The following is a 13,059-nucleotide window of genomic DNA, read 5'->3' as shown; positions in this document are numbered from 1 at the left end:
GGGAGAAGCCAATGGACAAATTTTATCATTCCGTACGGCTGGATCCTGCCCTGTGCAGGGGCTGCATCACCTGCATCAAGCGGTGCCCCACAGAGGCTATCCGCGTGCGGAGCAAAAAGGCCAGTATCAATAAGAAATTCTGCATTGACTGCGGCGAGTGCATCCGGGTCTGTCCCCACCATGCAAAGCAGGCCACATATGACCGGCTGGATACCATGAATCAGTATGAATATACGGTGGCTCTGCCTGCCCCGTCTCTGTACAGCCAGTTCAACAACCTGGATGATGTCAATATTGTGTTAAATGCCTTGCTTTGCATGGGCTTTGACGATGTGTTTGAGGTCAGCGCAGCGGCTGAGATGGTCAGTGAAGCAACCAGACAGTATATTTCTGATCATGAGGAACAGCTTCCGCTGATCAGCACAGCCTGTCCCTCTGTAGTTCGCCTCATAAGAGTCCGTTTTCCGTCCCTGATCCCTCATCTGCTGCCGTTAAATCCGCCGGTGGAGGTGGCAGCGATCCTGGCGGCAAGAAAAGCTGTGAAAAAGACAGGGCTTCCCAGGGAAAAAATCGGCATTATGTTTATTTCCCCCTGCCCATCCAAGGTGACCTATGTAAGAGCGCCTCTGGGAACGGAAAAAAGCCAGGTGGATAAAGTTCTGGCCATCAAGGATTTATATCCGCGGCTTTTGGCATCCATGAAATCCGTGGCGGGAGAGGATTATCCGTCCATTGGAACCTCTGGAAAGATCGGCATCAGCTGGGGGCACAGCAGCGGGGAGGCCAGCGGCCTTTTTACGGAAAATTATCTGGCAGCCGATGGTATTGAGAATGTGATTCGTGTTCTGGAGGATATGGAGGATCAGAAGTTTTCCAATCTGAAGTTTGTGGAATTAAACGCCTGCAACGGCGGCTGTGTGGGAGGCGTCCTGACGGTGGAAAATCCCTATGTGGCAGAAGTGAAGCTGAAACGTCTGCGAAAGTATATGCCGGTGGCCCGCAGCCATATGGAAGACGATGAGACGGATTCTGTGAAATGGACCTCCCGGATTCAGTATGAGCCGGTTTTTAATCTGGGAAATAATATGATGGAAAGCTTTCTGCGCCTCAATCAGGCGGAGCGGCTGATGAAAAAATTTCCGGGACTGGACTGCGGCTCCTGCGGAGCGCCTACCTGCAAGGCTCTGGCAGAGGATATTGTTCGGGGAGATGCGGGTGAAACAGACTGTGTGTATTATCTGAGAGAAAATCTCCACCGCCTGTCTGAGGAGGTGGCAGTGCTGGCCGATGACCTTCACAGCAAGGATAAAAACAGCCAGGACACCTTAAACACCTTAAAGGAGTATATACGCAGAATCTCAAAGGAGATGTCTTATTTGGACAGCCGGGACGAGGAGGAGAATGAAAAATGACCGTACAGGAACTGATTGACAGGAAAATGTTCCAGGAAATAAATATAGGAGATGATACAGGACGGATCATCACAAAACCTTTTTGCTGTGATCTTTTAAGTATTGCCATGGGGCGGGCTCCCGCAGGCTGTATCTGGGTGACGGTGATGGGCAATTTAAACACCCTGGCAGTAGCGGCTCTGACCGATGCGGCCTGTGTGATCCTGGCAGAGGGAGCGGCTCTGGATGAAGCAGCGGTGAAAAGGGCGGCTGTGGAAGGGATCACGGTTCTGCGAACCGAAGAGCCGGTTTTTGATGCGGCCCTACGGATCAGCCAGCTGCTGAAATGACGGAACTGTTTTACGACCTTCATGTTCATTCCTGCTTATCGCCCTGCGGGGATGAGAATATGACTCCGGCCAACATCGCCGGAATGGCCGCCTTAAAGGGGCTGGAACTGGTGGCTCTTACGGATCATAACAGCTGCCGTAACTGCCCTGCTTTTCTGGCAGCTGCCAGAGCACAGGGGATCGTGGGGATCCCTGGAATGGAGCTGACTACCTCAGAGGAGGTTCACGCAGTATGCCTTTTTCCAAAGCTGGAGCAGGCCATGGACTTTGACCGCTTTGTCTATGAGCAGCTCCTTAAGGTAAAAAATCGGCCGGAAATCTTTGGAAAACAGCAGATTTATGATGAAAATGACTCTGTATGCGGGGAAGAGCCCTGTTTGCTGATTCATGCTTCCCGGCTGTCCTTTGAGGGGCTGTGGGAGCAGGTTTCTTCCTTTGGAGGTGTTATGTTTCCGGCACATATCGATAAAAATTCCAACAGTCTCATTGCTAATCTTGGCTTCATACCGCCTGACAGTTCCTTTCAGACGGCAGAGATAAAGGACATGAAGAAGCTGCGGGACTTAAAGCGTGAAAATCCCTATCTGGAGCGCTGTCGGATCATCTGCAATTCCGATGCCCATTATCTGGAGCATATCAGCGAACGGCTGTGGAGCCTGCCGGTGGAGGAACGATCGCCGGAGGCGGCAGTAGACGCCCTGCGAAGGGGACTTGCCGGTCTATGATTCCAGCATATCCTTCAGTCCGCCAAGGAAATCCATGTCATCCTGTCTGACACGGAGATTGGCGGACATTTTTTTGCCCTGGCTGTTGGTGACGGTGATTTCAATAAGACTGCCTTCATCCAAAAAGCGTTCATCAGAGGCGGTTTTTACAAAGGATACCAACTTTGGATGGTTGGCCTTAAAACGGCTCCAGTATGGTTTAAGCTGTAAAAGATTCATTGGATTCATAATACAAATTACCTCATTTCTTTCAAAATAGAGATTCAGGTGCAGTGCTGCCCTTCAGACGAAGGATGCAGGACTGCGCCGCGGATCGGGGATCCGTTTCTGGTATTATATCCCAAAATCACACATAAAACAACGCTGTCTCCTGCTTTGGTTATTTACAGATGGGGTGAAAAGTCCTTGTGGCTTTGCCGGGAAACGTGGTATGATGATGGCTGAGAGAAGGTTTAAGGGCGCCATAACAGAAAGAGAGGATGAAGGAACGATGACAGGAGAAGCACAGATTAGCGAATATCTGGATATATTATCATCCAAAGCCCCGGTTCCTGGCGGCGGCGGCGCTTCCGCCCTGGCGGGAGCTTTAGGAGACAGCCTGGGACAGATGGTAGTTCATCTGACCCTTGGAAAGAAAAAATACGCACAGGTGCAGGATGAGATGCTGGAATATGAAAGCCATCTGAAACGCCTTCAGGAAGAATTCCTTGTACTGGCAGATCGGGATGCAGAGGTATTCGCGCCTCTGGCAGAGTGCTACCGCCTTTTGGACGTTACAGAAGAAGAAAAGGCTTATAAGGAAAAAATAATGGAGGAACGACTGCGCAACGCCAGCTTTGTGCCGCTGGAGATCATGGAGAAAGCGGTGGAAATGCTTGGTATTTTAGAGGAATTGTCATACAAAGGAAGCGTGATGGCGGTCAGTGACGTGGGCGTAGGCGTTCAGTTTGCACGCACCGCTCTTTTGGGGGCTGTGATGAACGTATATATCAACACCCGCTCCATGAAGAACCGTCAAAAGGCAGAGGAACTGAATGGAGAGGCGGAGCGCCTGGCGAAAGAGGGAACCCTGCGGGCGGACAGGATTTACGAGAATGTATTGAAAAAACTCAGGGGATGAAGCGGCAGACGTACTGCCTATAACAGGAGGAAGAAGAAAATGGAATTATTAAAGGGCGCGCCTGTTTCCGCTGCGATCCGGGCGCAGGTTGAGGAGGAACTCGCAAGGATTAAAGGACCGGTTCCCAGGCTGGCTGTCATTCGGGTAGGAGAGAGGCCCGACGATCTGTCCTATGAACGGGGGGCCGTAAAGAAGATGGAAGCCTTTGGACTGCGGGTTCAGACGTATGTATTTCCTGAGGATATCTCAGACGAAACCTTTAAAGCGGAATTTAAAGCCATAAATGAGGATCCCGATACGGCGGGCATCCTGCTGCTGCGTCCCCTTCCAGGGCAGATACAGGAGAGGGATATTGAGGCCATGATTGATCCGGCAAAGGATCTGGACGGCATTTCGCCGGTTAATATTGCAAAGGTATTTTCCGGTGATTCATCGGGCTTTGCACCCTGTACCGCAGAGGCTGTGATCGAGGTTTTGAAATTTTACCGCATCCCCATAGAGGGAAAGCGGGCGGTGATTATCGGCCGCAGCATGGTTATCGGCCGTCCGTTATCCATGCTCTTATTAAAGGAAAATGCCACGGTTACTATTTGCCATACCCGAACCAGAGAAATTCAGACAGTATGCAGGGGGGCGGAGATTCTGGTTGCTGCGGCCGGAAAGGCAAGGATGGTAGATGAGACATATGTGTCTGACGGAGCGGTTCTCATCGATGTGGGAATCAATGCAGATGAAAACGGCGCTCTGTGCGGAGATGTGGATCAGCCTTCCATGGAAGCGCGCAGGATTGCGCTGACACCTGTTCCGGGCGGCCTGGGGGCCGTTACCACTGCCGTACTTGCAAAGCATCTGGTTCAGGCCGCTTTGGGAGTTTTACCGTAAAATGAGAATAAAAGAGCCGGAAACGAAAATTACCCCTTGCGAAAATGAAAAAAGCGGCTATAATATTAAGCGTTACTGATTTCATATTTATGCATATATATGCATGATTAAGCAAAGCAGAAAAGAGGAGAGATGTATTATGAAGAAACGTATACTGGCAATGACAGCGGCTGTTTTAATGGCAGCATCTTTAACTGCCTGCGGCAGTTCCCCAAAAGAGACCACAGCTGCTGATACCAAGGCAGAAAACGCAAAGACAGAAGAGACTGCAGCTGCAGAGGCTGGGAGTGAAGCTGCCGGAGGCGTTCTTGTTATGGCTACCAACGCCGAGTTTCCGCCATATGAGTACCATGATAACGGAAGTATCGTGGGCATCGACGTAGATATTGCAAAGGCCATCGCTGAGAAGCTGGGCATGGAACTGGAAGTTGAGGATGTGGCTTTTGATTCCATTATCCCTGAGATTGTTTCTGGAAAGGCAGATATGGGTCTGGCCGGTATGACTGTAACTGAGGACAGAAAGGCATCCGTAGATTTCTCTGATACATATGCAAAGGCATCTCAGATGATCATTGTAAAGGATGACAGCTCCATTACGGGTCCGGATGATTTAAAGGGTGCGACCGTAGGCGTACAGCTGGGAACCACCGGCGACATTTATGTATCTGATCTGGAAGCGGATGGAACAACCGTAGAGCGCTACAACAAGGGCTTTGAGGCAGTTCAGGCATTAAGCCAGGGCAAGATCGATGCAGTTGTTATTGACGGAGAGCCTGCAAAGACATTTGTAGCAGAGACAGAGGGCATCAAGATGTTAGACGAGGCCTTTACAGAGGAAGAGTACGCGATTGCTGTAAAGAAGGGCAACACAGAGCTTCTTGACAAAATCAACGGCGCTCTTGGGGAGTTAAAGGCTGACGGCACCCTGGATAAGATCGTAGCTGAGTACATCAAGGCAGAATAATATCAGAGAGTTCGGTCCGCCAAAACCGGCGGGCCGGAGCTTTCCGGAATCTGTCTGAAATCTGCTGCAGCCCGTTTCTGTCCTGTAAAAAGAGATGCTTACGCTGTATCTGGTCAGGCACCGGAGAGGCGGCGGGGAAAATATCGGTCGCCTCCTGGGGCGAGCAGGCGTGAGACACGTTCCGGAACGGGAAAATACTGTTCTGGCCGACACATCCAAAAGAAGAAAGATAGAGGATAACTGGAATGTGGGAAAATTTTAAAAGTACATTTTATTTGAACTTCATAGCAGATGACCGGTGGCGCTACATTACCGACGGCTTTAAGACCACCCTGATCATCACCTTTTTTGCCTGCCTCATAGGCATTGCGCTGGGGTTTATCGTAGGCATGATCCGATCCACTCATGACAAGACGGGAAAGCTTACGGCTTTAAACCTGCTCTGCAAAATATACCTGACAGTGATCCGGGGTACGCCTGTACTGGTTCAGCTGCTGATCATCTATTTCGTTGTATTAGGAAGCGCCCGCATTGATAAGGTGATTGTAGCGATCTTGGCTTTCGGAATCAATTCCGGCGCATATGTGGCAGAGATCTTCAGAAGCGGCATCATGTCCATTGATCCCGGACAGCTGGAGGCAGGCCGCAGCCTTGGCTTTAATTATTTTCAGACCATGCGCTACATCATTATGCCTCAGGCGTTTAAGGTGGTGCTGCCTACTCTGTGCAACGAGTTTATCTCGCTGTTAAAGGAGACCTCTGTCTCCGGCTACATCGCCATCCAGGATCTTACCAAGGGCGGTGATATTATACGGAGCAGAACGTACAGCGCTTTTATGCCCCTTCTGGCAGTTGCGCTGGTGTATCTGATCATTGTTATGATCTTTACAAAACTGATCCAGATTCTGGAAAGGAGGCTGCGTCAGAATGAGCGGTAACAGAAATGAAGAAGCGCTGATCCGTGTCCAGGGCCTGGGGAAGAGCTTTGGATCCATTGATGTATTAAAGGATATAAATGTGGATATTCATAAGGGCGACGTGGTGTTTGTAGTCGGCCCCTCAGGCTCTGGAAAGAGTACCTTCCTGCGGTGTCTGAACCGCCTGGAGGAACCCACCAAAGGCCATATTTTCTTTGAGGGAACGGATATCACAGATCCTAAGACTGACATTGACAAGCACCGTCAGAAAATGGGAATGGTTTTCCAGCAGTTTAACCTGTTCCCCCACATGGATATCATGAAAAATCTGACGATTGCGCCCATGAAGCTTCAGGGCGTCAGCCAGAAGGAAGCGGAGGCGGAGGCTCTAAAGCTTTTAGAGCGAGTAGGTCTGGCAGACCGCGCCCACGCCTATCCCAGCCAGCTTTCCGGCGGTCAGAAACAGAGAATTGCCATTGTGCGGGCACTGTGCATGAAACCGGATGTTATGCTTTTTGATGAGCCTACATCGGCCCTTGATCCAGAAATGGTCGGCGAGGTATTGAACGTAATGCGCGATCTGGCCGATCAGAAGATGACCATGGTTGTAGTGACCCATGAGATGAGTTTTGCCAGAGAGGTAGCTACACGGGTGATGTTTATGGACGGCGGATATTTTGTAGAGGAGGCGGCTCCGGATGAGTTTTTTACGAATCCCAAAAACGAGCGTCTCCAATCTTTCTTAAGCAAGGTGCTGTAAGAGCACCCAGGCTCATCCGCTGCGGTCTGCCGGCCGGTGCGGAATGTAAAAAATGTATAAAATAGAAACAGGGCTTTGGAAAATCCTCTGACGGTTTCCAGGACCCTGTTTTTCTGTATAAAATACATGGGGCAGTATGCTGACAGGGGCTGATGTATTTATTAAAAGCTGATTAAATCGCAAAACATTTAATAAATTCTCTTGATAAAAAGCGGGATTGGTATTATCTTAAACAATATACAGGCAGAGGGGCCGGACAGATCCCAGGTTCCGGTCTGAGAAAAGGAGAACATATATGGGTGTAAAAAACAGCGACAACGGCAATAAAAAGCCCTTTTTGTATTACTACATCATCGTCCTTCTGGTGGTGATGGTTCTGAACGCACTCGTCTTTCCGTCTATCATGGAACGGTCTGTGGAGGTGCCTTTCAGCGAGTTCACAGCCCAACTGGAGGCAGGAAAGATAAAAGAGGCCTATGTAAGCAGCGACAACACAGAGATTGTTTATTCCTTAAAACCAGAAAATGACAGCAAGCTTCAGTGGTCTGCCGTCACCTACAAAACGGGAAATATGATCAGCGGTGACGAGTTGGCCGGCAAATTAAATGCAGCGGGAGTTCAGTATGGAAAAGAGATCCCGACAAAGGCCTCTCCTCTGCTGAGCTTCCTTATGACATGGATCTTCCCGATCCTAATGTTTGTGGTTATCGGCCAGCTGATGGGCCGGATGATGGCAAAGCGCATGGGCGGCGGAAATGCCATGACCTTCGGCAAATCCAATGCCAAGATTTATGCGGAGAATGAAACTGGAGTTACCTTTAATGATGTGGCCGGTGAGGAAGAGGCCAAGGATGCCTTAAAGGAGATTGTGGATTTTCTTCACAATCCGGGAAAATACGCCGATATCGGCGCAAATCTTCCTAAAGGCGCCCTGCTGGTAGGTCCTCCCGGAACGGGAAAAACCCTGCTTGCAAAGGCAGTGGCGGGAGAAGCTCACGTTCCGTTTTTCTCTATCTCCGGTTCTGAATTTGTGGAGATGTTTGTAGGTATGGGAGCGGCCAAGGTGCGCGATCTCTTTAAGCAGGCCAATGAAAAGGCGCCATGTATCGTATTTATCGATGAGATCGACACTATCGGAAAAAAGAGGGATGGCGGCGGCTTAAGCGGAAATGATGAGAGAGAACAGACATTAAACCAGCTGCTCACGGAGATGGACGGCTTTGATGGGAAGAAGGGCGTAGTGATTCTTGCGGCTACGAACCGTCCTGAATCCCTGGATCCTGCCTTGCTGCGTCCCGGACGTTTCGACCGCCGGGTGCCGGTGGAACTGCCTGATTTAAAGGGAAGGGAAGCGATTTTAAAGGTTCACGGACAGCGTGTAAAAATGTCGGATGATGTGGATTACAATGCAATTGCCAGGGCAACAGCGGGAGCCAGTGGTGCGGAGCTTGCCAATATTATCAACGAGGCGGCTCTCCGTGCGGTGCGCTTTGGCAGAAATGCGGTAAAGCAGGAGGATCTTCAGGAAAGTGTAGAAACGGTTATTGCAGGCTATCAGAAAAAGAATGCTGTGATTCCGCCAGAGGAGCGCAGGATCGTTGCTTACCATGAGGTAGGCCATGCCCTGGTGGCTGCCTGCCAGAGCCACAGTGCTCCGGTGCAGAAGATTACCATTATCCCCAGAACCTCCGGGGCTTTGGGCTATACCATGCAGGTGGATCAGGGAGAGCGGTATCTGATGAGCAGGGAGGAGGCGCTGAATAAGATCGCGACCTTTACAGGAGGCCGTGCGGCGGAGGAAGTGATTTTCCGCTCCATTACTACCGGCGCGTCCAATGATATCGAGCAGGCTACAAAGCTAGCCAGAGCCATGGTGACCCGCTACGGCATGACGGACGAATTTGATATGGTAGCCATGGAGACCGTGAATAACCAATATCTGGGAGGAGATACGTCTCTTATGTGCTCTCCTGAAACAGCCAGGAAGATCGATGAGAAGGTAGTCCAGATTGTCCGTGAACAGCATGACAAGGCGGTACAGATCTTAAGGGAAAATGAGTCAAAGCTTCATGAGATTGCTGCCTACCTTTTGGATAAGGAGACGATCACTGGCGAGGAGTTTATGGAAATATTTGAGAAAAAAGCTCCAGAGACAAAGACAGACCCTGGGGAAGCATAACAGGAACACACAGTACAACAGCAGGCGGCATCCGGTATGTCCTTTATCAGCCCCGGTTCGGTGCAATCGTAAGGTTTTGTTCGATTGCATTTGAACAGGGGCTGTGTTAATATGAAATACCTGAAAGAGTGTATATTTTACAGGGATTGTCCCGTTTTCCGGGATGGGTATGAGCGGCACATGACGCCGGGAATGACTGAAAGGCAGGTAGAAAAGATGAGCAGTATTTTAGAGCAGCTTTATGCGGGAGATCTGGCTCCAGCAGAACGGAATATACAGGGAAATGAGGAGTACGATCGGCTCTGCCGGGAGTCTGTTCAGGAAATAAGAGAATTTTCAAAAAAACTGGATGAGCAGAGCCGCAAAGCCTTTGAACAGCTGCTGGAGCATTATCTGGAACTGACTTATATAGAGAAAAGCCAGACCTTCTGCGACGGTTTCCGTCTGGGGGCCGGGATTATGTGTGAGGTATTTCAGGGCAGACCCGCCGCTGATGGCTGGCAGTAAGCAATTTTGGAATATATTGTAAGTTCTGTTAAAAACGAACAAATGTTTGCAAAATAAAAAATATTGTGGTATACTGATGGTACACGAATTTTACTTTAGGAGTGAATGTCATGGCAAAACAGTATATTAAGATCCGGGGAGCCAGTGAGCATAATTTAAAAAATGTTTCCGTGGATATCCCCAGAGATGAGCTGGTGGTTCTGACAGGATTGTCAGGCTCCGGCAAGTCCTCTCTGGCCTTTGACACAATTTACGCAGAGGGACAGAGACGTTATATGGAGTCCTTATCTTCCTATGCCCGTCAGTTTTTGGGTCAGATGGAGAAACCGGATGTGGAGAGTATCGAGGGTCTGTCTCCGGCTATTTCTATTGACCAGAAGTCGACCAACCGCAATCCCCGCTCCACTGTGGGAACGGTGACAGAGATATACGACTATATGAGGCTTCTCTACGCCAGAGTGGGGATTCCTCACTGTCCCAAGTGCGGCCGGGAGATCCACAAGCAGACCATTGATCAGATGGTGGATCAGATCATGGAGATGCCGGAGCGCACCAGGCTTCAGCTTCTGGCGCCAGTGGTCCGGGGGCGAAAGGGCGAGCACGTCAAGGTGCTGGATCAGGCTAGAAAAAGCGGATATATGCGTGTGCGCATTGATGGCAATCTCTATGAGCTTTCCGAGGAGATCCGTCTGGAGAAGAATATTAAGCACAATATAGAAGTGGTAGTGGATCGTCTGGTGGTGAAGGAAGGGATTGAGAACCGCCTGACGGATTCCATTGAGACCGTGATGGGACTTAGCGGCGGACTTATGACAGTGGATGTGATCGGCGGGGAGCCGGTGAACTTCAGTCAGAGCTTTTCCTGTCCGGACTGCGGTATCAGTATCGACGAGGTGGAACCGAGGAGCTTTTCCTTTAATAATCCGTTTGGAGCCTGCCCGGAGTGCTTTGGCTTGGGGTATAAGATGGAGTTTGACGAGGATCTGATGATCCCGGACAAGTCCCTGTCCATCAATCAGGGAGCGATCGTAGTGCTGGGATGGCAGTCCTGCAGCGATAAGGGGAGCTTTACCCGCGCTATTTTGGATGCGTTAGCTGAGGAGTACCATTTTGATCTGGATACGCCCTTTGAAGATTACCCGAAGGAGATCCATGATGTTCTTTTATACGGCACTGGCGGACGGGAAGTGAAGGTTCGTTATAAGAGCCAGCGGGGCGAGGGAGTCTATGATGTAGCGTTTGAGGGCCTGATTGAAAATGTGAACCGCCGATATAAAGAGACCTTTTCTGAGGCCTCCAAGGCGGAGTATGAGACCTATATGCGCTTTACACCATGCCCTGCCTGTCGGGGCCAGAGACTTAAAAAGGAGTCCCTGGCCGTAACGGTGGGAGATAAGAATATTTATGAAGCCACCAATATGTCCATTGTAAAGTTCAAGGAATTTATGGATGAACTGAAGCTGACACCCATGCAGCTTACCATTGGAGAGTCCATTTTAAAAGAAATACGCGCCAGGATCAGTTTCCTGATCGATGTGGGCCTTGATTACCTTTCCCTTTCGCGTTCTACGGGCACCTTGTCCGGCGGCGAGGCTCAGAGGATCCGTCTGGCGACGCAGATCGGCTCCGGCCTTGTAGGAGTAGCCTATATTTTGGACGAGCCGAGCATTGGCCTGCATCAGCGGGATAATGACAAGCTGTTAAAAACGCTTCTGCATCTGCGAGATTTGGGAAACAGTGTTCTTGTGGTAGAGCACGATGAAGATACCATGCGGGCGGCGGACTGCATCGTGGATATTGGTCCAGGAGCAGGTGAGCACGGTGGGCAGATCGTAGCAGTGGGAACGGCAGAGGAGATCATGAAGGATCCCAATTCCGTCACAGGCGCTTACCTTAGCGGCCGTATCCGTATCCCTGTGCCGTCACAGCGCAGGACGCCTGCCGGATGGATCACTGTGAAGAAAGCGGCAGAGAACAATCTGAAGAATATTGACGTTTCCTTTCCTCTGGGGGTCATGACCTGCGTGACAGGCGTATCGGGATCGGGAAAAAGCTCGCTGGTGAATGAAATCCTTTATAAGGCTTTGGCAAAGAAACTGAACCGCGCCAGAACGATTCCCGGAAAGCATAAATGCATTGAGGGAACGGAGCAGCTGGATAAGATCATAGCCATCGACCAATCTCCCATTGGCCGTACTCCCCGGTCAAACCCGGCCACCTATACGGGTGTTTTTGATCTGATCCGTGATCTCTTTGCTTCTACCAGCGATGCCAAGGCCAAAGGATATAATAAGGGCCGTTTTAGCTTTAATGTAAAAGGCGGCCGCTGTGAAGCCTGCTCTGGAGACGGCATCATTAAAATCGAGATGCATTTTCTTCCGGATGTATACGTTCCCTGTGAGGTCTGCGGTGGAAAGCGGTACAACCGGGAGACACTGGAAGTAAAGTATAAGGGAAAGAGTATCTATGATGTGCTGAACATGACAGTGGAGGACGCATTGGAGTTTTTTGAAAATGTTCCTTCCATTATAAGAAAGATTCAGACGTTGTATGATGTAGGGCTGGGATATATCCGTCTGGGTCAGCCGTCTACGGAATTGTCCGGAGGCGAGGCTCAGCGTATCAAGCTGGCTACAGAGCTGTCCAAGCGCGGAACAGGAAAAACAATTTATATTCTGGATGAACCTACTACAGGGCTTCATTTCGCGGATGTTCACAAGCTGATTGAGATTTTGCGCCGTCTTTCTGATGGTGGAAATACCGTGGTGGTAATTGAACACAATCTTGATGTGATCAAGACTGCGGATTATATTATAGATATAGGTCCGGAGGGCGGTGATAAGGGCGGTACGGTCATTGCCAGGGGAACGCCTGAGGAAGTTGCTGAGAATCCGGCCTCTTATACTGGAAAGTACGTAAAGAAATATCTGCAGTAAGGGATCTGTGATGATTCATGTTTCAGGCTTCTTCGGAAGCCTGAAATTGTTTTAATATTCTTGATTTTATACACAAAACAAGTAAAGAGTTGCAGATGGAAAAATAAAATAAAAAAACTTGAAAAAGTTGTTGACATATAGAGGTTTGTTTGATATTATATATTTCGCGCCTGAGAGAGCGCAAGAGTGTTTGAAAAAATAAAAATAAATTTTAAAAAAGTTGTTGACAAAATAAAAGCGATCGGTTATAATAAATAACCGTTGCGGACGAAAAGTCGAACAACAAACGAGTTCCTTGAAAATTGAAGATTAAACAGTATGTAAAACC

At 49.6% G+C, this 13,059-nt stretch carries 12 protein-coding genes; 11 read left to right on the top strand and 1 reads right to left on the bottom strand.

Annotation, left to right across the window (positions count from 1 at the left end):
• Window positions 1-11 precede the first annotated feature (11 nt).
• Genes HW447_RS15570 through HW447_RS15560 form a run of 3 tightly spaced genes read left to right on the top strand, consistent with a single transcriptional unit; the run spans window position 12 to window position 2,466 of the window.
• The gene (locus HW447_RS15570) at window positions 12-1,412 is read left to right on the top strand and encodes a [Fe-Fe] hydrogenase large subunit C-terminal domain-containing protein (RefSeq protein WP_176256039.1); all 1,401 of its coding nucleotides are present in this window, start codon (window positions 12-14) and stop codon (window positions 1,410-1,412) included.
• On the top strand, window positions 1,409-1,741 hold the full coding sequence (locus tag HW447_RS15565) for a hypothetical protein (RefSeq protein WP_176256038.1): 333 nt from the start codon (window positions 1,409-1,411) through the stop codon (window positions 1,739-1,741). The genes HW447_RS15570 and HW447_RS15565 overlap by 4 nt, the downstream gene beginning before the upstream one ends.
• Entirely contained in the window at window positions 1,738-2,466 is a 729-nt protein-coding gene (locus HW447_RS15560) for a PHP domain-containing protein (protein WP_176256037.1), read from the top strand. The genes HW447_RS15565 and HW447_RS15560 overlap by 4 nt, the downstream gene beginning before the upstream one ends.
• Here HW447_RS15560 and HW447_RS15555 read toward each other — a convergent pair.
• On the bottom strand, window positions 2,461-2,694 hold the full coding sequence (locus tag HW447_RS15555) for a hypothetical protein (RefSeq protein WP_176256036.1): 234 nt from the start codon (window positions 2,692-2,694) through the stop codon (window positions 2,461-2,463). The genes HW447_RS15560 and HW447_RS15555 overlap by 6 nt on opposite strands.
• Window positions 2,695-2,956: 262 nt before the next feature.
• On the opposite strand from HW447_RS15555, the gene HW447_RS15550 reads away from it, so the two are divergent.
• The 8 genes from HW447_RS15550 (at window position 2,957) to uvrA (ending at window position 12,731) form a co-directional block, all read left to right on the top strand.
• Entirely contained in the window at window positions 2,957-3,586 is a 630-nt protein-coding gene (locus tag HW447_RS15550; RefSeq protein ID WP_176256035.1) for a cyclodeaminase/cyclohydrolase family protein, read from the top strand.
• Window positions 3,587-3,625: 39 nt separating this feature from the next.
• Entirely contained in the window at window positions 3,626-4,468 is an 843-nt protein-coding gene (locus tag HW447_RS15545; protein WP_176256034.1) for a bifunctional 5,10-methylenetetrahydrofolate dehydrogenase/5,10-methenyltetrahydrofolate cyclohydrolase, read from the top strand.
• A gap of 139 nt (window positions 4,469-4,607) precedes the next feature.
• Window positions 4,608-5,432 (top strand): basic amino acid ABC transporter substrate-binding protein, encoded by an 825-nt coding sequence (locus tag HW447_RS15540; RefSeq protein WP_176256033.1) that lies wholly within the window; start codon window positions 4,608-4,610, stop codon window positions 5,430-5,432.
• Between the two features lie 245 nt (window positions 5,433-5,677).
• Window positions 5,678-6,370: an amino acid ABC transporter permease gene (locus tag HW447_RS15535; protein WP_176256032.1), complete on the top strand. Its 693-nt coding sequence runs from the start codon at window positions 5,678-5,680 to the stop codon at window positions 6,368-6,370.
• Complete coding sequence (locus tag HW447_RS15530) at window positions 6,360-7,109, top strand: amino acid ABC transporter ATP-binding protein (protein ID WP_176256031.1); 750 nt, start codon at window positions 6,360-6,362, stop codon at window positions 7,107-7,109. Before HW447_RS15535 ends, HW447_RS15530 begins: the two co-directional genes overlap by 11 nt.
• Window positions 7,110-7,404: 295 nt before the next feature.
• On the top strand, window positions 7,405-9,288 hold the full coding sequence (gene ftsH / locus HW447_RS15525; RefSeq protein ID WP_176256030.1) for an ATP-dependent zinc metalloprotease FtsH: 1,884 nt from the start codon (window positions 7,405-7,407) through the stop codon (window positions 9,286-9,288).
• A 111-nt stretch (window positions 9,289-9,399) separates the two neighbouring features.
• Window positions 9,400-9,795, top strand: coding sequence for a DUF6809 family protein (locus HW447_RS15520; protein ID WP_243176319.1), 396 nt, complete (start codon window positions 9,400-9,402; stop codon window positions 9,793-9,795).
• 110 nt (window positions 9,796-9,905) lie between these two features.
• The gene (gene uvrA, locus HW447_RS15515; protein ID WP_176256029.1) at window positions 9,906-12,731 is read left to right on the top strand and encodes an excinuclease ABC subunit UvrA; all 2,826 of its coding nucleotides are present in this window, start codon (window positions 9,906-9,908) and stop codon (window positions 12,729-12,731) included.
• Window positions 12,732-13,059: the final 328 nt, after the last annotated feature.

Origin of the sequence: Enterocloster alcoholdehydrogenati (genome assembly GCF_013282095.1) — a bacterium.
GTDB classification, from domain to species: domain Bacteria; phylum Bacillota; class Clostridia; order Lachnospirales; family Lachnospiraceae; genus Enterocloster; species Enterocloster alcoholdehydrogenati.
Note: the sequence above shows the minus strand (reverse complement) of the source record. Positions and strands in the feature narration are given on the sequence as shown.